This window comes from Asanoa iriomotensis (genome assembly GCF_016862515.1).
In the GTDB taxonomy this organism is placed as follows: domain Bacteria; phylum Actinomycetota; class Actinomycetes; order Mycobacteriales; family Micromonosporaceae; genus Asanoa; species Asanoa iriomotensis.
The window spans coordinates 76,896-101,191 of the sequence record NZ_BONC01000007.1 but is presented as its reverse complement, the minus strand read 5'-3'; the positions used below and the strand labels follow the sequence as shown (position 1 = coordinate 101,191).

24 protein-coding genes and 1 tRNA gene are annotated in these 24,296 nt (G+C 71.1%); 8 read left to right on the top strand and 17 right to left on the bottom strand.

From position 1 onward, the window contains the following. Positions 1–28 precede the first annotated feature (28 nt). Both Air01nite_RS07720 and Air01nite_RS07715 read right to left on the bottom strand, forming a co-directional pair. Positions 29–1,105 (bottom strand): BMP family lipoprotein, encoded by a 1,077-nt coding sequence (locus Air01nite_RS07720; protein ID WP_203701254.1) that lies wholly within the window; start codon positions 1,103–1,105, stop codon positions 29–31. A 241-nt stretch (positions 1,106–1,346) separates the two neighbouring features. Beyond that, positions 1,347–2,324, bottom strand: coding sequence for a hypothetical protein (locus Air01nite_RS07715; RefSeq protein ID WP_203701253.1), 978 nt, complete (start codon positions 2,322–2,324; stop codon positions 1,347–1,349). A gap of 102 nt (positions 2,325–2,426) precedes the next feature. Between Air01nite_RS07715 and Air01nite_RS07710 the strand changes: the two genes are divergently transcribed. From Air01nite_RS07710 to Air01nite_RS07700, 3 genes are all read left to right on the top strand, one after another. Next, positions 2,427–3,014, top strand: coding sequence for a TetR/AcrR family transcriptional regulator (locus Air01nite_RS07710; RefSeq protein ID WP_203701252.1), 588 nt, complete (start codon positions 2,427–2,429; stop codon positions 3,012–3,014). Between the two features lie 78 nt (positions 3,015–3,092). Beyond that, positions 3,093–4,112 carry a LacI family DNA-binding transcriptional regulator gene (locus Air01nite_RS07705; protein ID WP_203701251.1) on the top strand — a complete coding sequence of 340 codons (1,020 nt, stop codon included), beginning with the start codon at positions 3,093–3,095 and terminating at the stop codon, positions 4,110–4,112. 88 nt (positions 4,113–4,200) lie between these two features. After that, positions 4,201–5,799, top strand: coding sequence for a glycoside hydrolase family 13 protein (locus Air01nite_RS07700; protein WP_203701312.1), 1,599 nt, complete (start codon positions 4,201–4,203; stop codon positions 5,797–5,799). Positions 5,800–5,878: 79 nt separating this feature from the next. On the opposite strand, the gene Air01nite_RS07695 is transcribed toward Air01nite_RS07700, so the two are convergent. The 3 genes from Air01nite_RS07695 to trpS are packed head-to-tail and all read right to left on the bottom strand — an operon-like array spanning position 5,879 to position 8,378. After that, entirely contained in the window at positions 5,879–6,325 is a 447-nt protein-coding gene (locus tag Air01nite_RS07695) for a hypothetical protein (protein WP_203701250.1), read from the bottom strand. 7 nt (positions 6,326–6,332) lie between these two features. Next, positions 6,333–7,307, bottom strand: coding sequence for a YihY/virulence factor BrkB family protein (locus tag Air01nite_RS07690; protein WP_203701249.1), 975 nt, complete (start codon positions 7,305–7,307; stop codon positions 6,333–6,335). A 42-nt stretch (positions 7,308–7,349) separates the two neighbouring features. Further along, positions 7,350–8,378 (bottom strand): tryptophan--tRNA ligase, encoded by a 1,029-nt coding sequence (gene trpS / locus Air01nite_RS07685; protein ID WP_203701248.1) that lies wholly within the window; start codon positions 8,376–8,378, stop codon positions 7,350–7,352. 108 nt (positions 8,379–8,486) lie between these two features. On the opposite strand from trpS, the gene Air01nite_RS07680 reads away from it, so the two are divergent. Together Air01nite_RS07680 and Air01nite_RS07675 are read left to right on the top strand one after the other, a co-directional pair. Further along, a complete protein-coding gene (locus Air01nite_RS07680; RefSeq protein WP_239090562.1) occupies positions 8,487–9,011 on the top strand; it encodes an RNA polymerase sigma factor in 525 nt (174 codons plus the stop codon). Further along, entirely contained in the window at positions 8,998–10,236 is a 1,239-nt protein-coding gene (locus Air01nite_RS07675; protein ID WP_203701247.1) for a beta propeller repeat protein, read from the top strand. The genes Air01nite_RS07680 and Air01nite_RS07675 overlap by 14 nt, the downstream gene beginning before the upstream one ends. On the opposite strand, the gene Air01nite_RS07670 is transcribed toward Air01nite_RS07675, so the two are convergent. Next, entirely contained in the window at positions 10,233–11,264 is a 1,032-nt protein-coding gene (locus Air01nite_RS07670; RefSeq protein ID WP_203701246.1) for a hemolysin family protein, read from the bottom strand. The two genes, Air01nite_RS07675 and Air01nite_RS07670, sit on opposite strands and share 4 nt — an antisense overlap. Before the next feature lie 59 nt (positions 11,265–11,323). Here Air01nite_RS07670 and galK point away from each other — a divergent pair, with 59 nt between their 5' ends. Next, complete coding sequence (gene galK, locus Air01nite_RS07665) at positions 11,324–12,475, top strand: galactokinase (protein WP_203701245.1); 1,152 nt, start codon at positions 11,324–11,326, stop codon at positions 12,473–12,475. 6 nt (positions 12,476–12,481) lie between these two features. Here galK and Air01nite_RS07660 read toward each other — a convergent pair whose 3' ends face one another. From Air01nite_RS07660 to Air01nite_RS07620, 9 genes are all read right to left on the bottom strand, one after another. Then, positions 12,482–13,774 carry a sulfate adenylyltransferase subunit 1 gene (locus tag Air01nite_RS07660; protein WP_203701244.1) on the bottom strand — a complete coding sequence of 431 codons (1,293 nt, stop codon included), beginning with the start codon at positions 13,772–13,774 and terminating at the stop codon, positions 12,482–12,484. Further along, positions 13,774–14,679 carry a sulfate adenylyltransferase subunit CysD gene (cysD, locus tag Air01nite_RS07655; protein WP_203701243.1) on the bottom strand — a complete coding sequence of 302 codons (906 nt, stop codon included), beginning with the start codon at positions 14,677–14,679 and terminating at the stop codon, positions 13,774–13,776. The genes Air01nite_RS07660 and cysD overlap by 1 nt, the downstream gene beginning before the upstream one ends. Before the next feature lie 53 nt (positions 14,680–14,732). Then, entirely contained in the window at positions 14,733–15,509 is a 777-nt protein-coding gene (locus tag Air01nite_RS07650) for an inositol monophosphatase family protein (RefSeq protein ID WP_203701310.1), read from the bottom strand. Positions 15,510–15,543: 34 nt separating this feature from the next. Next, complete coding sequence (locus tag Air01nite_RS07645) at positions 15,544–17,118, bottom strand: sugar transferase (protein ID WP_373310341.1); 1,575 nt, start codon at positions 17,116–17,118, stop codon at positions 15,544–15,546. Between the two features lie 66 nt (positions 17,119–17,184). Further along, on the bottom strand, positions 17,185–17,772 hold the full coding sequence (gene pth / locus Air01nite_RS07640; protein ID WP_373310340.1) for an aminoacyl-tRNA hydrolase: 588 nt from the start codon (positions 17,770–17,772) through the stop codon (positions 17,185–17,187). Between the two features lie 90 nt (positions 17,773–17,862). Further along, on the bottom strand, positions 17,863–18,519 hold the full coding sequence (locus tag Air01nite_RS07635; protein WP_203701241.1) for a 50S ribosomal protein L25/general stress protein Ctc: 657 nt from the start codon (positions 18,517–18,519) through the stop codon (positions 17,863–17,865). Positions 18,520–18,773: 254 nt separating this feature from the next. Beyond that, on the bottom strand, positions 18,774–19,754 hold the full coding sequence (locus tag Air01nite_RS07630; protein WP_203701240.1) for a ribose-phosphate diphosphokinase: 981 nt from the start codon (positions 19,752–19,754) through the stop codon (positions 18,774–18,776). Between the two features lie 31 nt (positions 19,755–19,785). After that, entirely contained in the window at positions 19,786–21,267 is a 1,482-nt protein-coding gene (gene glmU, locus Air01nite_RS07625) for a bifunctional UDP-N-acetylglucosamine diphosphorylase/glucosamine-1-phosphate N-acetyltransferase GlmU (protein ID WP_275408185.1), read from the bottom strand. Between the two features lie 38 nt (positions 21,268–21,305). Beyond that, positions 21,306–21,377, bottom strand: a tRNA-Gln gene (locus Air01nite_RS07620). Positions 21,378–21,547: 170 nt separating this feature from the next. On the opposite strand from Air01nite_RS07620, the gene Air01nite_RS07615 reads away from it, so the two are divergent. Together Air01nite_RS07615 and Air01nite_RS07610 are read left to right on the top strand one after the other, a co-directional pair. Next, entirely contained in the window at positions 21,548–22,516 is a 969-nt protein-coding gene (locus Air01nite_RS07615; RefSeq protein WP_203701239.1) for an acyl-CoA desaturase, read from the top strand. A gap of 108 nt (positions 22,517–22,624) precedes the next feature. Continuing rightward, on the top strand, positions 22,625–23,227 hold the full coding sequence (locus Air01nite_RS07610) for a TetR/AcrR family transcriptional regulator (protein ID WP_203701238.1): 603 nt from the start codon (positions 22,625–22,627) through the stop codon (positions 23,225–23,227). Positions 23,228–23,282: 55 nt separating this feature from the next. Here Air01nite_RS07610 and Air01nite_RS07605 read toward each other — a convergent pair whose 3' ends face one another. Both Air01nite_RS07605 and Air01nite_RS07600 read right to left on the bottom strand, forming a co-directional pair. Next, a complete protein-coding gene (locus tag Air01nite_RS07605; RefSeq protein ID WP_203701237.1) occupies positions 23,283–23,762 on the bottom strand; it encodes a DUF4383 domain-containing protein in 480 nt (159 codons plus the stop codon). Between the two features lie 35 nt (positions 23,763–23,797). Then, positions 23,798–24,250, bottom strand: a complete 453-nt coding sequence (locus Air01nite_RS07600; protein WP_203701236.1) for a DUF4383 domain-containing protein — start codon at positions 24,248–24,250, stop codon at positions 23,798–23,800. Positions 24,251–24,296 lie beyond the last annotated feature (46 nt).

Here is a 24,296-nt window from a genome sequence, read left to right as displayed (position 1 = left end):
GGACCGGCTGTTCGGCCGGGTTTCTAGCTCACTTCGGCTGGGCCGGAGAGGTCACCTTGACGGCGCCCGAGATGATGTCGGCCTTCAGCTTGTCGACCTCGCCCTTGAGCTCGGCGCTGACCTTGCTGTCGAACTCGTGGTACGGCGCGATCGAGACGCCGTTGTTCTCCAGCGTGCCGAGGTACGAGCCGGTCAGCATGCTGGTCGAGTCGGCGCCCTTGACGGCCGCCTCCTTGACCGCCTCGGGGATGTTCTTGACGACCGTGGTCAGGAACGACGAGCAGTACTGCTCGGCGCTCTCGCAACCGTCGACGTCCACCCAGACGACCGCGTACTTGCTGCCCGCGTTGGCGGCGGTGCCGAGGCCCGTGCCACCCGCGACCGGCATGATCACGTCAGCGCCCTGCGCGACGAAGCCGTCCGAGAGAGCCTTGCCCTTGGTCTGGTCGGTGAAGCTCTCGGCGAACGAGCCGTTCTGCGCGGCCTTGTCCCAACCGAGCACCTGGACCTTGTCGCTCTTCTGCTGGTTCCAGTAGGCGACGCCGTCGGCGAAGCCGTCCATGAAGATCGTGACCGGGGGAATCTTCAGGCCGCCGTAGGTGGCGACCTTCTTGCTCTTCGAGTAGCCCGCCGAGAGGTAGCCGGCGAGGAACGCGGCCTGCGCGGTGTCGAACTGCATCGGGTACACGTTCGTCGCGCCCGGAATCGAGGCGTCGACGATCGCGAACTGCTTGTCGGCGTTGGCCGCCGCGACCTGCTTGGTCGCGTCGCCCATCAGGCCGCCGACAGCCAGGGTGAAGTTGCAACCCTGCTGCGCGAACTGCGTCAGGTTGGGCACGTAGTCGGCCTCAGCCTTGGACGACACGTTCTTGGGCTCGGCCAGCTTGGTGCTGGCGGCCTTGGCCTCCTGGAGACCCTTCCACGCCGACGCGTTGAACGACCGGTCGTCGATGCCACCGATGTCCGTGACCATGCACGCCATATAAGTGCCTGCGGCAGGCGCGGCGCTGCTGTCGCCGGTGCCGCTGCTGCTTTCCGGAGCGTCACCACACGCGGCAAGGCCCGCTGCAAGGCCACCCACCGCGAGTATCGCAACGATCCGCATCCCACGCACAGAGCGCAAGACGGTCTCCCTTCCCATTACACACCGCAAGGGATTGCGCGGTGAGTTCACGTTGCGCAGGACTGTACGCCCAGCAAACGCGTGGAACGAAAATCCAGACTCGACTGTTGGATGCCCGTTACGCAGGCGTGACTTGTGCCTGCGCGAAATCGCCCGCCGAGTAAGGAAGGGCCCCTTCCAATCGCTTTCCGCATAGGAAGGGACCCTTGTTAACCGATGTCGCTCAGGCCGCGACCGCCACGCGGTCGTCGGCGACCGTGGTCGCCTGGGCGCGGCCGGCCCTGCGGACACCGCCGACCAGCGCGAGCAGGAGTCCGACCGCGGCGTACGCACCCAGCACCCAGGCCGGGCCGGCACCGCCCGCGCCGTCGAAGAACGCGGTCGACCGCAGCAGCGAGCCGCCGGCACCGATCGGCAGGAACTGGCCGATGGCGCCCCACGGCTGCGGCAGGAGCTCCGGCGCCGCGCTGACCGCCGAGATCGGGTTGCCGACGACGAACACGAGCAGCGCGCCGAGCGCGAGGCCGGGCCGGCCGAGCGCCGCACCCAGGCCGGCCACGGTGCCCGCGACCGCCGTCGCGAAGAGCCCGATCGCCGCGGCGTTGAGCAGGTAGTCGCCGGTCAGCACGCCTAGCCACTGCTGCAGCACCAACGACCCGACCAGGCCGCCGGCCACTCCGAAGACCAGCACGCCGGTGAACCGGGCCCAGCGGGCCCGGACCAGCAGCGCGAGCGCGGCGCCGGCGGCGAGCCCGGTGAGGGCGAGCGGCAGGAACCCGGCGGCGAAGCCGGCGCCGCGCGGGTCGTCGGGCGAGCCCGGCACGACGTCGGTGACCGGAGCGTTCATCCCGGCGGCGGCCTGGCTGACGAGTTGCGCGACGGTCGGGCTCGCGCCGCCGGCGGTGTGCACGGCCGGCCCGGTCGGGGTCAGCACGAACGCCGCGTAGGCCTGGTTGTCGCGCAGGAGCGCGTCCGCGGCCGCCGCGTCTGGCACGCGGGTGACCGCGAAGGCATCGGGCTCGAGCCGCGCGGCGAGCGCGTCGGCTGCGGGCGCCGGGCCGGCGACCACCACGGGCAGGTCGCGCGGGCCGAGGTTGGCGGCGGGTGCCGCGAAGAGGGGTACGAGCAGAGCCTGCACGACCACGATGCCGAGCCCGATCAGGACGGCGATCAGGAGCGGCGGGCGACCCTGGCGAGGCATGTCCATCTCCTTAAAACGAATGCTCGTTCTTTTTTATGATCCCAGCATCCCATCGACGATCGTCGGCGGTCAAGAACGAGCGTTCGTTTTACTATGTGTGCCATGCCACGCGTCTCCGAAGCCCACCTCGCCGCCCGCCGCCAGCAGATCCTCGACGCCGCCAGGCGGTGCTTCATGCGCGACGGGTTCCACAACACGTCGATGCAGGACGTGATCGCCGAGGCCGGGCTCTCGGTCGGCGCGGTCTACCGCTACTTCAAGAGCAAGAACGACCTCATCACCGCGATCGCCGAGTCGGTGATCGGCGACGCCTCGGCGATGTTCGAGGGGCTGGCCCGGCACGAGCCGCCGCTGTCGCCCACCGAGGCGGTCGAGCGGGCGGTCACGTTCGTCGACCGGGAGACGGGCCCCGACGGCCTGCTGCGGATCGCCCTCCAGGTCTGGGCCGAGGCGATGCGCGACCCGGTGCTGGCCGAGTTCGTCGGCAACGCCTACAACCGCATGCGGGGCCACTTCGTGCAACTCGCCACCCGGGCCCGGGACGCCGGACAACTCCCGGCGGACGCCGACGTCGAGGCGATCGGCGCGGTGCTGTTCGGCATGGTCCCCGGCTACGCGCTGCAACGCATCCTGGCGGCCGGGCCCGACGCCAAGACCTACGCCGCGGGGCTGCGCGCGCTCGTACCCTAGGCGAGGTTGTTTCGAGTTTGTTGCTTGATAGCAAGGGCTTGCGGAAAGACGCGAAAGACCAGCGGATATCGTGCAACCATGCGTGCTCGCCTGTCCGACGTCGCGCTCCGGGCGCGGGTCAGCGAGGCGACCGTCTCCCGGGTGCTCAACGACAAGCCGGGCGTCTCACCCGACACCCGGGAAGCGGTCCTCGCGGCCCTCGACGCCCTCGGTCTGGAGCGGCCCAGCCGGCTGCGCAAGCGCAGCGCGGGCCTGGTCGGGCTGGTCGTGCCGGAGTTGGGCAACCCGATCTTCCCGGAGTTCGCGCAGACGATCGAGTCGGCGCTGGCGCAGCGCGGCTACACCCCGGTGCTGTGCACGCAGACCCCCGGCGGGGTGACCGAGGACGAGTACGTCGAGATCCTGCTCGACCGGCAGGTCAGCGGCATCGTGTTCGTGTCCGGGCTGCACGCCGACGCCACCGGCGACCACGAGCGCTATCGCCGGCTGGTCGCCCGGCAACTGCCGATCGTGCTGGTCAACGGCTATGTCGAGGGGCTGCCCGCGCCGTTCGTGTCGCCCGACGAGCAGGCCGCCGCCGAGCTGGCGGTGTCCTATCTCACCGCCCTCGGGCACCGGCGGATCGGCCTGGTCAACGGCCCGGACCGGTTCCTGCCCGTGCGCCGCCGGATCGCCGGCTTCCGCACGGCGATGCGGACGACCCTCGGCCTCGCCGACGCGGCGCTGGACGAGTTGATCTCGCTGTCGCTGTTCGGCGTCGAGGGCGGCGAGGCGGCCACCCACCGCCTGCTCGACGTCGGGGTCACCGGCATCGTCTGCGGCTCGGACCTGATGGCGCTGGGCGCGATCCGCTGCGCCCGCCGCCGCGGGCTGCGGGTGCCCGCCGACGTCTCGGTGGTCGGCTACGACGGCTCGCCGCTGATGGCGTTCACCGACCCGCCGCTGACCACGGTCCGCCAGCCGGTCGAGGCGATGGCGGTGGCCGCGGTGCGCGCGCTGGTCGACGAGATCGAGGGCCACCCCGCACCCCGTTCGGAGTACCTGTTCCGCCCGGAACTGGTGGTCCGATCTTCGACGGCGATCGCCAACACGCACTGAACGCGCTCCGTGCGAAGCTTGCGCAAGGACTGTCGGGTCCTTGCAGACCCCGGCTTGTTTCCGGCATGCTTCTGCGGTGCCAACTGAGCTGTCGACATATGCGGATAATTTGGGCGCAGGCTGGTGGCGCACCGCGGTCGTCTACCAGGTCTACGTGCGCAGCTTCGCCGACGCGAACGGCGACGGCATCGGTGACCTCGCGGGTGTCCGCGACCGTCTGCCGTACCTCCGCGACCTGGGTGTCGACGCGATCTGGCTGACGCCCTTCTACCGCTCGCCCATGGTCGACGGCGGCTACGACGTCACCGACTACCGCGAGGTCGACCCGATGTTCGGCGACCTCGCCGACTTCGACGCGATGACGGCCGACGCGCACACCCTGGGCCTGCGCGTGATCATCGACGTGGTGCCCAACCACACGTCGAGCGCGCACCGCTGGTTCCAGGAGGCGCTCGCCGCGCCGCCCGGCTCGCCCGAGCGTGAGCGCTACATCTTCCGCGACGGCCGCGGACCGGACGGCGCCGAGCCGCCCAACGACTGGGAGTCCATCTTCGGCGGCGACGCCTGGACCCGGGTCCCGGACGGCCAGTGGTACCTGCACATCTTCGACCCGGAGCAGCCCGACCTGAACTGGGAGCTGCCCGAGGTGCGCACCGAGTTCGAGGACATCCTGCGGTTCTGGCTCGACCGCGGCGTCGACGGGTTCCGGGTCGACGTCGCGCACGGCAACATCAAGGCGCCCGGGCTGCCCGACGTCGGCTACAGCAGCAAGACCGGCCGCAACCAGCGGCAGAGCCGGCTCCTGGAGGGCACCACGCTCCCCTACTTCGACCAGGACGGCGTACACGAGATCTATCGCTCCTGGCGCAAGATCTTCGACAGCTACCCCGGTCACCGGATGGCCGTCGCCGAGGCGTGGGCGTCGACGCCGGACCGGCTGGCCCGCTACGTCGGCGCCGACGAGCTGCACCAGGTCTTCAACTTCGACTTCCTGCACGCGACCTGGAACGTCGACTCGTTCCGCAAGGTGATCGACACCGCGCTGGCCGAGGCCCGGCTGGTCGGCGCGCCGACCACCTGGGTGCTGTCCAACCATGACAAGCCACGGCACGTCACGCGGTACGGCGGCGGCGCGCTCGGCCTGCGCCGGGCCCGGGCGGCGGCCCTGCTGATGCTGGCCCTGCCGGGTGTCGCCTACCTCTACCAGGGTGAGGAGCTCGGCCTCGACGAGGTCCTCGACCTGCCCGACGAGCTGCGCCAGGACCCGGCGTTCCGGCGCACCGGCGAGAGCCGGGACGGCTGCCGGGTGCCGCTGCCCTGGTCCGGCGCGGTCGCGCCGTTCGGGTTCGGCCCGGGCGGTGCCTGGCTGCCGGCGCCGGCGGGCTGGGCCGCGCACACCGTGGCCGCGCAGACCGGCGAACCCGGTTCGACGCTGGAGCTCTACCGGTCGGCGCTGCGACTGCGCCGCGCCGAGCCGGCCCTGGCCGACGCCGAGCTGGTCTGGCTGGAGGCCGAGCCGGGCGTCCTCGCGTTCCGCCGCGGCGACCTGACCTGCGTCGTCAACATCGGCAGCGGGCCCGTCGAGGTGCGCCGCTACGGCGTGCCGATCCTGTCCACCGCCGCGGTCGAGGGAGATTTCCTGCCGGTCGACGCGGCCGCATGGTTGAAACCGGCGACCACCGGGTAAGGCGTTACCTACGAGGCCCCTGTGGTGGGGGTGTGGTGGGTACGGTGCCCCGGCGTGACGACGCCGGGGCACCCTTTTGTCAGCGGTTGTCGGCCCTCGGCGCCGTGAGCTTGGCGGCGATCCGGCCCCAGCCGGCCATCACCTGGTCCGGCGTGGGCGGCGGAGCCGCGTAGCCCGCGTCGTTCTCGCCGAACGTCTCGCCGATGTCCTCACCCTCCTCGAGACCGAAGTCGTCGAGCGAGCCGTCGGGGGGACGCTCGACGCGGAACGCCGAGATCCGGGCCGCCTCGATCTCGCCCCGGATCTCCTCGGCCGAGATGTGCGGCATGCACGGCTCCACGACGGCCATCAGCTCCTCGTCGGCGACCACCGACTGGGCGAGCGCGAGCGCGTGCGGCCGTTCGTACGGGCCGCTCACCACCGGCTCCCAGTCCTCGTCGTCACCGATCGGCCCGAACGTGATGATCCACGGCAGGGCGTGCAGCGGCGAGTCGTCGGGCAGCCGCAAGGTCACCAGTGCACCCATCCGACCATCATGCGCCGTGGTGGCCCTCGGGGTTGCCGTTACCGGGGTCCTCTTCTTCTTCATGATCGACGGGCGGAGGGCCGTGCGGCGGCATCGGCTCGGCCGGCGGCGCGCCGAGGTCCCGGACCGTGCCGTGCGTGTCGGTGGCGGCCACGGCCGCGGCCCAGATAAGGATCTGGTTGTACAGGTAGAGATAGATCAACAAACCGACCGGACCTACCAGGGCGTACGCGGCGTTGTCGCGAACCCAGTTGACGTAGAGCCGCCCGACCGAGTTGAGAATGGTCAGACCCCCGGCAACCATGATCATCGGGACCACCAAGCGGCGCGGGCTCATCCGGATCCGCGGGATCGCACACAGCAACGCGAACGCGATCACCAGGTTGACCAGCACGGTGAGCACGTAGGTGAGCACCATCAACCACGTGCCGCCGCCACCGATCGCCCAGGTCAGCAGGGTCCTCAGCCCGTCGACGGCGCCCACCGAGATGATCACCATGGCGAGCACGATCAGCAGCACGCCGAGGTCCACGAACCGGCGGACGACGAGGTTGCCGGGCTGCTGCTTCAGGAAGTGCACGGCGCGCTGCGAGGAGCGGATCGCCTCGACCCAGCCGATCCCGGTGAAGACCAGGCCGATCAGGCCGACGATGCCGATCGGGCGGCCGGTGGTCTGCACGCCGCTGACCGCGTCCTCCACGTTCTTGATGTCGAGGAACGGCAGGTTGGCCGTGAGGAAGTCGACGAACGCCTCGTTGACGCCGCCGTTGCTGAGCACGAAGCCGAAGACGGCGTAGCCGACCAGGGCGAACGCGAAGATCGCGAAGAAGCCGTAGTACGCGATGGCCGCGGCCAGCCGGCCGCCCAGCACGAAGCCGAACCGGTCGGCGGCCCGGTAGAAGTGGTCGAACGCGCCGGACCGCTCCCGCGCGCGGTCGAGGCCCCGGTTGATGCCGGCCTCGATCCGGGCGAGTGGGTTCACACTGGTCATTCTTGCGGATCACCCGGATCCGCAAGACCGGCCTCAGGCGCCCCGGCTGGGGAAGAAGCCGACGCGGTCGTACACCTGGGTCAGGGTCGCCGACGCCACCGCGCGGGCCTTGTCGGCGCCCATCGCGAGCAGCTTGTCGAGTTGAGCCGGATCGTCCAGATAGGCCTTGGTGCGCTCCTGGATCGGCTTGACGAACTCGGCGACCACCTCGGCGAGCTCCTTCTTGAGGTCGCCGTACCCCTTGCCCTCGAACGCCACGACCAGCTCGTCGATCGGGCGGTCGGCGAGCACCGAGTAGATGGTGAGCAGGTTGGAGACGCCGGGCTTGTTGGCGGGGTCGTAGACGATCTCACGGCCGGTGTCGGTCACCGCGGAGCGGATCTTCTTGGCGGACTTCGCCGGGTCGTCGAGCAGCTCGATGATGCCGGCCGGCGAGGACGACGACTTCGACATCTTCGCGGTCGGCTCCTGCAGGTCGGTGATCTTCGCGGTGTCGCGCACGATGAACGGCGCCGGCAGCGTGAACGTCCTGCCGAACTGGGTGTTGAACCGCCCGGCCAGGTCGCGGGTCAGCTCGAGGTGCTGGCGCTGGTCCTCGCCGACCGGCACCGCGTCGGCCTGGTAGAGCAGGATGTCGGCGGCCTGCAGGATCGGGTACGTGAAGAGCCCGACGCTGGACCGGTCGGCGCCCTGCTTGGCGGACTTGTCCTTGAACTGGACCATCCGGCTGGCCTCGCCGAACCCGGTGATGCAGCTCAGCACCCACGACAGCATCGGGTGCTCGGGCACCTGCGACTGCACGAAGAGCGTGCAGCGCTCCGGGTCGAGCCCCAGCGCGAGGAGCTGGGCGGCGGAGACCCGGCTGCGCGCGCGCAGCTGCGCGGGGTCGTGGCCGGCCGTGATCGCGTGCAGGTCGACCACGCAGTAGAACGCGTCGTGCGTCTCCTGCAACGCCACCCACTGTCGGACCGCTCCCAGGTAGTTGCCCATGTGGAAGGAGTCGGCGGTCGGCTGGATCCCGGAGAGCACCCGGGGCCGGGCAGTGGGGTTGTCGTCGGGCATGCGGCAATTCTGCCAGCAGGTGATTGGGAACCCCACCAGCCCCTCGGGGCTCGTACGGTGTGGCCAGAACCGGAAGGACGGCGATTGGCGCACGACGATGGCGGACCGGTGACCACGCAGCGGCAGCGGGGCGAGCAGGCGATGGAAGAGCTCTACCACGCCTGTTATCGCCGGCTGGTCGCGCAGGTCTACGCGTTCACCACCGATCTGACGGAGGCGCAGGACGTGGTGCAGGAGGCGTTCGCCCGGGCCCTGGCCCGGCCGCGGGGTCTCGCCGACGTGGACAACCCGGAGGCGTGGCTGCGCACGGTCGCGGTCAACGTGGTCCGGCGCAGGTGGCGGCGGCGCAAGCTGCTCGACGCGATCCTGCTCCGCGACCGCCCGGTGGCGCAGACCGTCGAGCCCGCTCCCGGCCCCGAACGCACCGACCTGCGCGAGGCCCTGGCCGCGCTGCCGCCGACGTTCCGCGAGGTGGTGGTCCTGCACTACTACGCCGACCTGCCGGTCGACGAGATCGCCGCGGTGCTCGGCGTGCCGGCCGGCACGGTCAAGTCGCGCCTGTCCCGGGCCCGCACGGCGCTCGCGGACCGGCTCGACGGCTACCGGACGGAGGTGACCCGTGCCCGATCTTGACAACCGGCTCGCCCGGTCCCGCTCGGCCCTGCTCGACGAGATCGAGCAGCCACCGATGGCGGCCGTCCGGCGGCGCGCGTCCCGGATCCGCCGCCGCCGCGCCACCACCGCCGGCGCCGCGGCGCTCGCCGTGCTCGGCGTGATCGCGATCGGCGCCCGACCGTGGCAGCAGGACGCCGGCCCGACCACCGTCACCGCGACCGACCCGCCGGCGATCGCGCCCGTCTACCGGGGCGGCGGCATCGAGATCATCGGCCTCTCGCCCACCAAGGTCCACGAGATCGACGGCGACATCGCCGACGTGGAGTTCACCGACCCGGCGCACGGCATCGCCATGGCGGGCTGCGACCGCGACTGCCCGCCGCCGGCCAGCACCGAGGACGGCGGACTGTCCTGGCACACGGTGCCGATGTCACCGTCCGGCGGGGACGGGCCGACCGACGTGACCGCCTTTCCCGGCGGGCACTGGCTGCTCCGCGGCGGCGGCAGCCAGTGGTCCTCGTTCAGCGGCGTCGGCTGGGAGGCCAGCACGCCGCCGGCGCCGACAGCCCAGGAGAACATCGGCCCCGGCCAGCTGCCCGGGATCGAGCGGGCCGGCGGCGACCTGGTGGTGCGCAGCTGGGACCAGGGCACCCTCGGGCCGCTGGTCGAGCAACCCGACCTGGCCGTGCGGTGGGTGGCACCGGCACCGGCCGGGGACGGCTCCTGGTGGGTCGGCGGCCTTTCCGGCACCACGCCGGCCGTCGCGGTCAGCCACGACGCCGGGCGCGACTGGACGACCACGGTGCTGGACCCGCCGGTCGGCGAGGTGGCCGACGTGCGGATCGGCACCCTCGGCAGCGAGGTGTACGCGCTGGCCACCGGCCAGGTCGGCGAGCTGCTCGGTGTCTACCACTCCGCCGACGGCGGCCGCACCTTCACCGCGACCTACTTGTCGGCCGGTGGCGGCCCGGGCCCCGACGACAAGGTGCCCGGCGGTGGGGTCGCCGGCGACCCGGTGCCGCTGCTCGACGGCCGGCTGCTCGTCGTCGAACGCGACGGCCGGCAGAGCTCGTGGTGGGTGAGCACGGACGCGGGTCGCACGTTCTCGCCCGTGCCGGGCCTGCCGGCGGCCGGCTCGATCCGCCGCACGTACGCGGGCTACGTCGTCTACGGCCTGTTCCAGAGCAGCTGGGCGGCCTTTTCCACCGACGGCAGCAACTGGCAGAAGCTCCAGCTCTTCTAGTCGCGGAGGCTGGCCGCCTCGGACGTCGACTCGCGGCGCGGGGCGATCGGCATCTGGATCGTGGCGATCACCTGGGCGCCGGGCTCGGCGGCGGGCGGCGGAGGTGGCGGTGGCTCGGCCGCGCGGATGGCGACCCGGGACACCCGGCGGCCGTCCAGCTCCAGCACCCGCAGCACCCAGCCCTCGTCAGGTTCGGCGCCCGGCACCCGGGCCTCGTCGCCGGTCCGCGGCACCCGGCCGAGGCTCGCCATCACGTAGCCGCCGACCGTCTCGTAGGGGCCCTCCGGCAGCTCGAAGCCGGCGCGCTCCGCGAAGTCGGCCAGGTTCAGCCGCCCGTCCAGGTCGGCGGGGCGGCCCGGCACCGGGTCCGGCTCGACGTCGTACTCGTCGTGGATCTCCCCCACGACCTCTTCGATGAGGTCCTCGAGGGTGACGATGCCCGCCGTGCCGCCGTACTCGTCGACGACCACCGCCAGGTGGTGCCGCTCCCGGCGCATCTCGGTCAGCGCGATCAGCACGCGCTTGCTGGCCGGGATGCGCTTGACCTCTCGGGTCAGCTCGCCGATCGTCACCCGGCCGTCGCCGTCGGGGCGGATCAGCAGGTCGCGCAGGTGCACGAAGCCGACCACGTCGTCGTGGGTGCCGTCGACCACCGGATAGCGGGTGTGCGTCTCCGCGCGGACGCGGTCGGCCACCTGGGCCAGCGTCTGCCGCGCGGACAGGAACGTCACCTCGGTGCGGGGCCGCATCACCTCGCGGACCATGGTGTCGCGGGCGACCAGCACCTCGTCGATGATCCGGCGTTCGACCGGGTCCAGGTGGGTGTTGGCGGCGACCAGGTCGCGCAGATCGGCCTCGCTGATCTGCTCGCGGCCGGCGGACGGATCGGCACCGAGCACCGCGGTCAGGCCGTCGGCGGTCCGCACCACGAGGCGGGCCAGGCGACGGGCGACCGGGCCGGGGTTGCGTTGGGGACGCCCCGTCGGAACGCGCCGACGGGGCCCGGCTGTGCCGGGTTGGTCCTGCATGCAGCGATCGTAGACACGTCGCGCTCTTCCCGCCGAGCGGTTGTGATGGGATGCAGGCCATGAGTTCCGTCCCCTCCCGCTCGGCAGCGGGTTTCGCATCCGTGTTCGGCGCCGAACCCGCCGGGCTCTGGGCCGCACCGGGTCGCGTCAACCTCATCGGTGAGCACACCGATTACAACGACGGTTTCGTGCTGCCCTTCGCGCTGCCGCACCGGGTCGTGGTCGCCGCGACGCCGGTGACGCAGCCGCGGTGGCGGGTGTGGTCGGAACAGACCGGCGAGACGGTCGAGTTCGGCGCGGCGGAGGCCGACGATCCGGGCCGGGTCGAGGGTTGGGCCGGTTACGTCGCGGGCGTGGTGTGGACCCTGCGATCCAAGGGGTACGAGGTGCCGGGCGCGGACCTGGCCGTCGCCTCCGACGTGCCGGCGGGCGCCGGGCTCTCGTCGTCGGCGGCGCTCGAGTCGGCCGTGCTGACCGCGCTCGCCGACCTGGGCGGCCTGGCGCTGCCCGTCGAGGACCGGCCGGCGCTGGCCCAGCGGGCCGAGAACGACTACGTCGGCATGCCCTGCGGAATCATGGACCAGTCGGCGTCCATCCGCGCCGAGGCCGGGCACGCGCTCTTCCTGGACTGCCGCTCGCTGGCCATCGAGCAGATCCCGTTCGACGTCGCCCGGTCCGGGCTCGCGGTGCTCGTGGTCGACACCCGCGCGCCGCACCGGCATGCGGGCGGCGAGTACGCGAGCCGGCGCCGGGCCTGCGAAGAGGCGGCGGCGCTCCTGGGTGTCGCGGCGCTGCGGGACGTGGACGACCTCGACAAGGCCCTGGCGTCGCTGCGGGACGACGTCATGCGACGGCGGGTCAGGCACGTGGTGACCGAGAACCAGCGGGTGCTGGACACGGTCGACCTGCTACGCGCGGGCCGGGTGCGGGAGATCGGCCCGCTGCTGACCGCCTCGCACGCCTCGATGCGGGACGACTTCGAGATCACCGTGCCGGAGGTCGACCTCGCGGTGTCGACCGCGCTGGCGGCGGGCGCGTACGGCGCCCGGATGACCGGCGGCGGGTTCGGCGGTTGCGTGCTCGCGCTGGTCGACGCGGCCGAGACCGAGCGGGTCGCCGCCGCGGTCGGCGCCGCCTACGCCGACCGGGGCTTCACCGCGCCCGCCTGGTTCGCCGCGCGGCCCGGCGCCGGTGCGGAACGCATCGAGTGACCGGCGTCAGGACGCTTCGACGATCATCCCGGCCGCGACGGTCCGGTTGCTGGCCTCGTCGACCAGGATGAACCCGCCCGTGGTGCGGTTGCGGCGGTATTCGTCGGCGAGCAGCGGGGCCGTGGTGCGCAGGCGCAGCCGGCCGATCTCGTTGAGCTTCAGCTCGCCCGCCTCCTCGTCGCGGTGCAGCGAGTTGACGTCGAGCCGGTAGTGCAGGTCGCGGACAACCGCCCGGACGGACCGGGTCGTGTGCTTGAGCGAGTATTTCCCGCCCACCCGCAGCGGCTTGGTCTCGTCCATCCAGCAGACCATCGCCTCGATGTCCTGGGCGACCGCGGGCGCGTTGTTGGGCCGGCAGATCAGGTCGCCGCGGGAGATGTCGATCTCGTCCTCGAGCCGGACGGTCACCGACATCGGCGGGAACGCCTCGGCGACCGGGCCGTCGGCGGTGTCGATCGCGGCGATCCGGCTCGTGAACCCGGACGGCAGCACCATCACCTCGTCGCCCGGCTTGAGCACGCCGGACGCGACCTGGCCCGCGTAGCCGCGGTAGTCGGTCACGGTCGTCGACTGCGGCCGGATCACGTACTGCACCGGGAACCGCACGTCCACCAGGTTGCGGTCGGAAGCGATGTGCACGCGCTCGAGGTGGTGCAGCAGCGACGGGCCCTCGTACCACGGCATGTTCTCGGACCGTGTCGCGATGTTGTCGCCCTTGAGCGCCGAGATCGGGATGACCGAGAGGTCAGGCGCCTCGAGCTTGGCGGCGAACGCGGTGAACTCGTCGGCGATCCGCTCGTAGACCTCCTGCGACCAGTCGACGAGGTCCATCTTGTTGACGCAGAGCACGAGGTGCGGCACCCGCAGCAGCGAGCAGAGGAACGCGTGCCGGCGGGACTGCTCGACCAGGCCCTTGCGGGCATCCACCAGGATCAGCGCGAGGTCGGCGGTGGACGCACCCGTCACCATGTTGCGGGTGTACTGGATGTGCCCGGGCGTGTCCGCGATGATGAACTTCCGCCGCGGCGTCGCGAAGTAGCGGTACGCCACGTCGATCGTGATGCCCTGCTCCCGCTCGGCCCGCAGGCCGTCGGTGAGCAGCGCAAGGTTGGTGTATTCGTCGCCGCGCGCCGCGCTGACCGCCTCGACGGCGGCGAGCTGGTCGGTGAACAGCGACTTGGTGTCGTAGAGCAGCCGGCCGATCAGCGTCGACTTGCCGTCGTCGACGCTGCCGGCGGTGGCGAACCGCAGCAGGTCCATGGCGCGCTGCTCGGGGGCAGCCAGGGTCGGCGTCGACATCAGAAGTAACCTTCCCGCTTGCGGTCTTCCATCGCCGCCTCGCTGACCCGGTCGTCGCCGCGGGTCGCGCCGCGCTCGGTGATCCGGGTCGCGGCGACCTCGTCGATCACCTTTTCGACGGTGTCGGCGGCGGACTCCACGGCGGCGGTGCACGAGGCGTCACCGACGGTGCGGTAGCGCACCTTGGCGGTGAACGGCTGCTCGGCGCCGCGCGGCTGGATGAACTCGTTGACCGCGTAGAGCATCCCGTCGCGGGAGAGCACCTGGCGCTCGTGCGCGTAGTAGATCGACGGCAGGTCGAGCCGCTCCTGCTGGATGTAGTGCCACACGTCCAGCTCGGTCCAGTTGGACAGCGGGAACACCCGGATCGACTCGCCCGCGTGGTGCCGGCCGTTGTAAAGCGACCACAGCTCGGGCCGCTGGTTCTTGGGGTCCCACTGGCCGAACTCGTCGCGGAAGCTGAACACCCGCTCCTTGGCGCGGGCCTTCTCCTCGTCACGCCGGGCGCCGCCGAACAGCGCGTCGAAACGGTATTTCTCCACCGCGTCGAGCAGCACCGGCGTCTGGATCCGGTTGCGCATGCCGTCGCCCGGCTCGACCACGAGGCCCGACTCGATCGCCTCGGGCACGCTGGCGACCACCAGTTGCAGGCCCAGCTCGGCCACCCGGCGGTCCCGATATTTCAGGACCTCGGGAAAGTTGTGGCCGGTGTCGACGTGCATCACCGGGAACGGGATGCGCGCCGGTGCGAACGCCTTCTCGGCGAGCCGGAGCATGACGATCGAGTCCTTGCCGCCCGAGAAGAGCAGCACGGGCCGCTCCAACTCGGCGACGACCTCGCGCATCACGAAGATGCTCTCCGCCTCGAGCGCCGCGAGGTGGGAGACCCGGTAAGCCGGCGGCATGGAACCCCTTCAGCGAATTGTCTAGTCGGTCGGTGGGTTTTTCCTCGGCGACTCTACCCTGGGATGTGTGCCCGCAGCGCCGCGAGCAACCGTGGTGCGAGATCCTTCCGGCAAACCACCAGATCAGGCAGCCGGGGATCGGTCTCGTTGTATTTCAGCGCAGAACCGTCGATCCGGGAAGCGTGCAGCCCGGTGGCCGTCGCCACAGCCACGGGCGCGGCGGAGTCCCATTCGTACTGCCCACCGGCGTGCACATAGGCGTCGACATCGCCGCCGACCACTGCGGCGATCTTCACGCCGGCCGAGCCCATCGGGACAAGCTCGGCGTCCAGGTCCGCGGCCAGGTCGGCGAGGAACGCGGGCGGGCGGCTGCGGCTCGCGGCCAGGCGCAGCCGCGACACGGACCGCATCGGCGGGTACGCCGGCGGAAAGTCGGTGGCCATCGTCCGGTGCTGTGCGGGGATCGCCACCGCGCCGGCGAGCAGCTTGTGCGGGCTCGTGCCGTGCCGGCCCCAGAGCGCCACGTGCACCGCCCAGTCGTCGCGCCCTTCCTCGGAGAACTCGCGGGTGCCGTCGAGCGGGTCGACGATCCACACGCGGTCCGCGGTGAGCCGGTCGGTGCCGGCCGCCTTCGCGTCCTTGTCCTCCTCGGAGAGCACCGCGTCGGCCGGCCGCCAGCGGGCCAGTTCGGTGCGCATCAGCTCGTGTGACAGCTTGTCACCGGCCGCTTTCAGGGCGTGCGGGTCGGCGAAACCGACCTCGGCGCGGGTACGCAGCAGCAACTCCCCGGCGCGCCCCGCGAGCCAGCGGGCGAAGGCGCCGTCGATCACCGGCGGTGTCATGAGGGGGTGTCTCCTCGTTCTGTCAGTAGGCGCCGCTCGGGCGCACGACGGCGGCCAGGGTGCGCATGAGGATCACCAGGTCCAGGGAGAGCGACCAGTTCTCCACGTAGCGCAGGTCCAACCGGACCGCCTCCTCCCACGGCAGGTCGGACCGGCCCGACACCTGCCACAGCCCGGTCATGCCGGGCTTGACCGCGAGCCGGCGGCGCACGTCGTCGGCATACTGCGCCACCTCCTGCGGCAGCGGCGGCCGCGGTCCCACCAGCGACATCTGCCCGAGCAGCACGTTGAACAGCTGGGGCAGCTCGTCGAGCGAGAACCGGCGCAGCCGGCGCCCGACGGGGGTGATCCGCGGGTCGTTGCGGATCTTGAAGAGCACGCCGTCGTGCTCGTTGAGGTGTCGCAGCTCCGCCAGCCGCGCCTCCGCGTCGAGGTACATGCTGCGGAACTTGTAGATCAGGAACTCCCGGCCGTCGCGACCGGTGCGAACCTGCCGGAAGAGTACCGGGCCGGGTGAGTCGAGCCGGATGCAGAGGGCGACCGCCAGCAGGACGGGTGACAGCAGCGCGACCAGCACCGCCGCGCCGAGCCGGTCGACGACCTCCTTCGCGAACCGGGCCGCGCCCTCCAGCCGGGGATGCTCGACGTGCAGCATCGGCAGCCCGTCGACCGGCCGGATCGTGGTGCGGTCGCCGGCCACGTCGATCAGCGCGTTGGCCAGGATCAGGTCGATCTCGTCGCGCTCCAGCCGCCAGGCCAGCCGGCGCAGCGTCTGCCCGTCGATCTCGGGGCAGGACAGGACGATGACCGTGTCGGCGCCGGACGCGTCGACGGCGTCGGCGACGTCGTCGAACGTGCCGTAGACCGGGAGACCCACCTCGCCGTCGTGCTGCGGCGGCAGGCACGCGCCGACGATCTCCAGCCCGTGGTAGCGCTCGCGCTGGAGCTGCCGGGCGAGGTGGATGACGGCGAGCTCGTGCCCGACCACGATCACCCGCCGCAGGCAGTCGCCGCGCTTGCGGGCCCGGTGCAGCCGCTTGCGCAGGGCGAACCGGACCCCGACGGTGGCGAAGGTGGCGGCCGGCAGGGCGATCAGCACGTACGAGCGGGCGAGTTGGATCTCCAACGCGTAGGAGACCATCGCGACGCCGGCGATCAGGCCCAGGCCGGCCCGGATGACCCGCTGGTACTCGTCGGTGCCGACGAACAGGAACCGCGACTCGTACGCCCGGGCCAGCCCGAGCGCGGCGACCAGCGCGACCGGCAGCAGCGCCGAGAGCACCAGGTAGTCGCGGTTGTACTCGGTCAGTCCGTCGCCGAAGCGCAGCTCGAAGGCGAGCCCGCCGGCCGCTCCGCCGACGGCCAGGTCGGCGAGCAGCAGCGTGCGCAGGTAGCGCGACTCCCAGGGAGCCCGCCGGGACAGCGCGACGTGCCGGCCGGGGACCCGGCGAAGCAGAGGGCGGCGGGGTGTCGGGGTGCCGCGGCGGGGCCTGGTGCGGGCCCGCACCGGGTGCCGGTCGGCGACCCGCTCCCGGCCGTCGACGCCGCGTTCCATGAGGTCGCGGGCCGACGCGGGACCGAACCGACCTCGCTCCACCCGCGCCTCCCCGGTTGTGCCACCTAAGACACAACGGGAGAAACCGGGCAGGCGATACGCCCTTGATCAGGATCCGTTATAGGCGTTCTGTGCCCATTCGATGCCCCGGCCCGCGACGGCCTCGGCGACGTCCGCCGCCCGGTCGACCAGGAACTCGAGCTCCTTGCGCTCGGTCGCGGAGAAGTCGCTGAGCACGTAGTCGGCGGGGTCCTGCCGGCCCGGCGGACGGCCGATGCCGAACCGGACGCGGGCGTAGTCCTTGGTGCCCAGGGACTTCGACATCGAGCGCAACCCGTTGTGGCCGCCCTCGCCGCCGCCGACCTTGGCCCGGACCTGCCCGTAGGGAATGTCGAGCTCGTCGTGCACCGCGATGATCTGCTCCGGCGGCACCTTGTAGAACTGGGCCAGGGCGACGGCCGGGCCACCGGAGAGGTTCATGTAGGTCAGCGGCTTGACCAGGACGAGCCGGGGCCCACCGAAGCCGAGCCGCCCCTCGGCGACGTCGGCGACCGCGCGGCGGTGCCGGCCGAACTTCGCGCCGATCCGGTCGGCGATCAGGTCGGCGACCATGAAGCCCACGTTGTGCCGGTTCTTGGCGTACTCCTTGCCGGGGTTGCCAAGACCCACCACCAGAAATGGGGCTGTCGCTTCCACGCTCTTCATTCTCCCGACGCGCACAACTCGTTAGCGAAAGACCCCTCCCGGTGTGCCGGAAGGGGTCTCGCGCGCGCAGACCAAGATTTGTTACTGAGCGGCGGCGGGCTGCTCTTCGCTCGCGCCCTCGGCGACCGCGCCCTCGGCCGCCTCGCCCTCGGCCGCCTCACCCTCGGCGGTCTCGCCCTCGAGCGCCTCGGCGCTCGGCGCGACGCTGATCACGGCGATGGTGGTCTCGGGGTCGGCTTCCAGCTCGGTGCCGTCCGGCAGCGGGACGTCGGCCGCGGTGATCTTCGAGCCGGCCTCGAGGCCCTCGATCGAGACCTCGAAGTGGTCGGGCAGGCGGGTCGCGTCGGCGCTGACCGACAGCGTGTCGCTCTCGTGCACGACCAGCGTGCCGGGCGCCGCGTCGCCGAGCAGCTGCACCGGGACGGCGACGGTGACCTTCTCGCCACGGCGGACGAGCAGCAGGTCGATGTGCTCGAAGGTGTCCTTGACCGGGTCGCGCTGGATCGCCTTCGGCAGGGCCAGGGCCTGGGTGCCGTCGCTGATCTCGATCGCGAAGAGCTGGTTGGCGCCACCGTGGCGGATCGCGGCGGCGAACTCGCGCGCGGGGAGCGCGATGTGCTTGGGCTTCTCGCCGTGGCCGTAGAGCACGGCGGGCACCAGGCCGGCCCGGCGTGTGCGGCGGGCACCACCCTTGCCGAACTCGGTGCGGGGCTCGGCGGCGATCTTTACCTCGGACACGGGAGAACTCCTGGATCTTGGTCTGGGCTGCGTGCAAATCGGCGGCGGTGCCGGGCGAAGGAGGCGCGCGGGGCTGGCCCGGACACCGCGTCGATGACGGCGCCCGTAGCTGCGTAGAGAACCAGCTGGGTCACCCTCGCCGTGGCAACCTCAATACTCTACCCGAGCCGACGGGGCACCTTACCGCCGGGTGCGACCGAATTAGCTCAACCCGCCGAAAGGCGGGTTGAGCCAAAGCTCAACCCGCCACTGTGCTAGCTAAGCCCGCCGAACAGGGTGGTTACGGACCCGTCGTCGAAGACCTCGCGGATCGCCCGGGCCAGCAGCGGAGCGATCGACAGCGAGGTGATCTTGTCGAGGCGCTTCTCCGGCGGCAGCGGCAGCGTGTTGGTGACCACGAGCTCGCTGATCCGGCTGTTCTTGAGCCGCTCGGTGGCCGGGTCGGAGAGCAGGGCGTGGGTCGCCGCGACTACGACGTCGGCCGCGCCGCTGTCGTGCAGGATCTCGGCCGCCTTGCAGATCGTGCTGCCGGTGTCGATCATGTCGTCCACGATCAGGCAGACCCGGCCCTCGACGTCGCCGACCACCCGGTTGGCGACCACCTGGTTGGGCTTGAGCGGGTCGCGGGTCTTGTGGATGAACGCCAGCGGGCAGCCGCCCAGCCGGTCGGTCCACCGCTCGGCGACCCGCACCCGGCCGGAGTCCGGTGCGACCACGGTCATCGGGCGGCCCGCGTACTTGCGCTCGACGTAGCCGGCCAGCGTGTCCATCGCGAACAGGTGGTCGACCGGCCCGTCGAAGAAGCCCTGGATCTGCGCGGTGTGCAGGTCGACGGTGAGAATCCGGTTGGCGCCCGCCTGCTTGAGCAGGTCGGCGACCAGCCGCGCCGAGATCGGCTCACGGCCGCGGTGCTTCTTGTCCTGCCGGGCGTACGGGTAGAAGGGCAGCACGACGGTGATCCGCTTGGCCGAGCCGCGCTTGAGCGCGTCGACCATGATCAGGGTCTCCATCACCCACTTGTTGACGCCCTCGCCGGCGGACTGCACGACGAACGCGTCGGAACCCCGGACGGACTCGCGGTAGCGGACGAAGATCTCGCCGTTGGCGAACTCGAACGCGTCGGTCGGGGTCGGCGCCACGCCGAGCACCTCGCCGATCTCGGTGACCAGCTCGGGGAACCCCCGGCCGGAGAAGAGCATCAGGCTCTTGCGGTTTTCGGCGACGATGCTGCCCATGGGTGAGGCGCTCCGTGAGTTAGGCGGGTGTTTACTCGCTTGAAGTATCACCCGGAGCGTCGGCGTCGGCATGAGCCTCTTCGGTCTCGTGCAGTTGGTCACGTGCCGCGCGGGCGGCTTCTGCCGCGGCTGTGCCCGGACGTCGGGATTCGACCCATCCCTCGAAGATCCGCTGGGGCCCGCCGGAAACGGACAACGCGCCCGGTGGAACGTCGCGGCGGACCACCGTGCCAGCACCCGTGTAGGCGCCATCGCCGACCTCGACCGGCGCGACGAACATGTTGTCGGAGCCGGTGCGGGCGTGGTTGCCGATGACCGTGCGGTGCTTCTTGACGCCGTCGTAGTTGACGAACACCGACGCCGCGCCGATGTTGCTGTGCTCGCCGATCGTCGCGTCCCCGACGTAGGACAGGTGCGGCACCTTGGAGCCGGCGCCGATCTCGGAGTTCTTGGCCTCGACGAACGTGCCGATCTTGGACTTCGCGCCGAGCTTGGTGCCGGGGCGCAGGTACGCGTACGGCCCGACGCTCGCGCCCGGGCCGATCTCGCTGGAGACGGCGTGCGCCCGCAGCACCGTGGCGCCGGCCTCGACGACCGTGTCGATCAGCGTGGTGTCGGGGCCGACGGTGGCGCCCGGGCCGACCCGGGTCGCGCCGCGGAGCTGGGTGTTCTGGTCGATCACGGCGTCCCGCTCGACCGTGGCGGTCACGTCGATCCAGGTCGTCGCCGGGTCGAGGATCGTGACGCCGGAGCGCATCAGCTCACGGTTGATCCGGTCCCGCAGCCGCACCCGCAGCCCGGCCAGCTCGACCCGGTCGTTGCAGCCGAGCGTCTCCTCGGCGTCGGCGGCGACGTGCACCGCGACGCGCTCGCCGGCCGCGGCCAGCAGCCCGAAGACGTCGGTCAGGTATTCCTCGCCCTGGTCGTTGTCGGTGGTCAGCTTCGCCAGCGCGGCGCGCAGCAGGCGGGCGTCGAACGCGTAGATGCCGGCGTTGACCTCGCGGATCGCGCGCTCCGCGGGCGACGCGTCGCGCTGCTCGACGATCCGCTCGAGCCCGCCGGACTGGTCGCGGACGATCCGGCCGAGGCCGGTCGGGTCGGCCACCTCGGCGGCGAGCACGGTCGCGGCGGTGCCGGCGGTCTCGTGCGCCTCGACCAGGGCCGTGACGGTCTCGCCGCGCAGCAGCGGGACGTCGCCGTTGAGCACCACCACCGTGCCGGTCGCGTCGGGCACCGCGTCGAGGGCGATCCGCACCGCGTGGCCGGTGCCGTGCTGCTCGGCCTGCAGCACCGGGGTGGCGCCGGGCGCGACCTCGGCGAGGTGTGCCTCGACCTGGTCGGCGGCGTGCCCGACGACGACCAGCGTGCGATCGGCGCCGACCGGCGTGGCCGCGGTGAGCACGTGGTCGAGCAGGGTGCGGCCCAACAGCGGATGGAGCATCTTCGACAGTGCCGACTTCATCCGCTTTCCCTCACCCGCGGCGAGGATGACGACAGTGCGGGCTTCGGTCACGAGGGGGCTCCCGTCGGACGGTCTCCGATTCGATTGCGCTGGGACGCCTGGATTCGAACCAGGACCTTCCGGATTCAAAGTCCGGCGGGCTGCCGTTACCCCACGTCCCACTAGGCCGCGTAAGCCTAGCTTGTCGCGTCCTTCGGACACACGGTGACCGTTCCCCCGGTCGAGTTAGCCCAACCTAAATTCTAGGCGCTCCCAGGTGCTAACTACGGGTCCGTAAGTTACGGTGACGTAGGCGTAACTTTTTGATCACCCCCACCCCCTGCGAGGTGCCATGACCACCATCACCGCGACTCCCGACCAGACGACAGCACCATCCGGGCCCAAGCCGCTCACCGAGGGCAAGCAGCCGTTCTTCGTACTCGTGGCGCTCTGGTTCTTCGTCGTCGTGCCGTTCCTCGCGGTGTTGGCCGCCATCCCGGTGGCTGCCGTCGGCGGCTGGTTGTCGTGGACCGACGCGTCCATCGCGCTGGTCCTGTACGTCATGTCGGGCCTCGGCATCACGGTGGGCTTCCACCGCTACTTCACGCACGGCTCGTTCAAGGCGAAGCGCTGGCTGCGGGTGACCCTCGCGGTGGCGGGCTCGTTCGCGATCGAGGGCAATGTGATCCAGTGGGTCGCCGACCACCGGCGGCACCACGCGTTCTCCGACGTGGAGGGCGACCCGCACTCCCCGTGGCGCTTCGGGGGTGGCGTCTGGGGGCTGACCAAGGGCCTGTTCTTCGCACACGTGGGCTGGATGTTCTCCCGCGAGCTGGCCAACCGGACGCGGTTCACGCCGGACCTGCTCGCCGACAAGGACATCCGCCGCGTCGACAAGCTCTTCCCGCTGCTCGTGGTCATCTCGGTGCTCGCGCCGGCGGTGGTCGGCGGCCTGGTCACCTGGTCGTGGCAGGGCGCGCTGACCGCGTTCTTCTGGGCCGGCCTGGTCCGCATCGCGGTGCTGCACCACGTCACCTGGTCGATCAACTCGGTCTGCCACGTCTACGGCGAGCGGCCGTTCGAGGTGCGCCAGGGCGACAAGGCCGCCAACTTCTGGCCGCTGGCGATCCTGTCCTTCGGCGAGAGCTGGCACAACCTGCACCACGCCGACCCGACCTGCGCCCGACACGGCGTGCTCAAGGGCCAGGTCGACATCTCGGCGCGGACGATCTGGCTGTTCGAGAAGTTCGGCTGGGCGTCCGACGTCCGCTGGCCGAAGCCCGAGCGGATCGCCGCCAAGCTCGTCAAGACGAACGCCTGATCTGATGACCGTCCCGGTGCGGGTCAGCGGCCCGCGCCGGTCGGCTGGCAGGATGCACGCGTGGTAGCCGACCCGACCAGCCCCGGGGGTGGCCGGTCTCGAGTCCGGATGTCCGCGGCGCAACGACGTGAGCAACTCATCGCCATCGGCCGCCAGCTCTTCGCCGAGCGTGGCTTCGACGCCACCTCGATCGAGGAGGTGGCGGCCCGGGCGAAGGTCTCCAAGCCCGTGGTGTACGAGCACTTCGGTGGCAAGGAGGGGCTCTACGCGGTCGTTGTGGACCGCGAGGTGCGCAGCCTGCTCGACCGGATCAACAACGCGCTCACCGCGGGGCATCCGCGTGAGCTGCTGGAGCAGGCCGCGCTGGCGCTGCTCGACTACATCGAGCAGGAGACCGACGGGTTCCGGGTGCTCGTCCGCGAGTCACCGGTGATGTCCTCGACCGGCAACTTCAGCAGCGTGCTCAACGACCTGGCGCACCAGGCCGAGCACATCCTGGGTGCCGAGTTCAAGACGCGGGGGTACGACCCGAAGCTGGCCGAGCTCTACTCGCAGGCGCTGGTGGGCATGGTCGCGCTGACCGGCCGCTGGTGGCTCGAGGTGCGCAAGCCGCGCAAGGACGTGGTCGCCAGCCATCTGGTCAACCTGGCCTGGAACGGCCTGTCCCACCTCGACTCGAAACCTGCGCTTGTGGTCCGCGACCGCTCTTGACTTTGATCTCCGCCGACCGTCGGTCCAGGCGGCTCAGAGGCATGGTCCGCGACCGTTAACGCCTCGGTGCGCCCCTTGGGATCGAGGTGCTCTTGTAGACCTGTTCGGCGCGCTGGGACTCGGGGCTGCCGGTCTTGTCGTACATGCCGGCCAGCAGCAGGACCACGCCGAAGATCAGGGACACGATCGCGGTCGAGACCGAGAAGTTGAGGAAGTTCGCCGGCGTCTGCATGAAGGCGACCATGTAGATGCCGGTGACCATGAAGACCGCGGCGCCGGCGAGGTTGGTGTAGTGGCCGACGTTGCCGCCGATCAGGTTGGCGACGACCACGATCAGGCCCCAGATCACCGAGATGATGGCGAACGCCAGGTTGGTGCGCAGGCCCAGCGTCCAGGTGCTCTCCCGCGCGAACAGCGTCTGGCCCACCGTCTTGGTCAAACCCACGCAACCGAAGATCAGGATGTACGTGCCCGTGAGCCCGGCCAGCGTCCGGTAAAGGGGCCGGAGCGGGTGGTTGAGCGGAAAGTGCGCCATGCCCCAATTGTGGGGCTAGCCGGGCACCGCCGGGCTCAGAACTCCAGACGCGCCCGCTGCCAGGCGTCGTGCTCCTCGTCGGTGCCGACCCGGCCGTACATGCCCGCGAGCAGCAGGCCCAGGCCCAGGATCATGATCACGATGCTGGTCGCCAGCGTGTGGCTGAGGTAGTTGGCGTCAGTGCGGATCGTGGCCAGCGTGGCCAGCCCGATCGCCATCAGCACGTACGAGAAGACCCGGTTGACCGCGGCGTCGATGTTGCGGCCGAGCGCGGTCCCGATCAGCACCACGGCACCGAGCACGATGCTCAGCAGCGAGTTGGCGAGGTTGGTGCCCTGGCCGAGCACGCTGCCGCCGACCTGCGCGAACAGGCCGTCGCCGCCCGTGACGGCCGCGCCGATGCCGCCGAAGACCACGAGGTAGAGCCCGATCAGCCCGGCCAGCACCCGGTAGGTCGCGCGCGCGGGGTGGTTGATGGGGTTGTGCATGCTCGTCTGCCTCCAGCGCCGATGTCGTCGGTCGGAAGAGATTGTG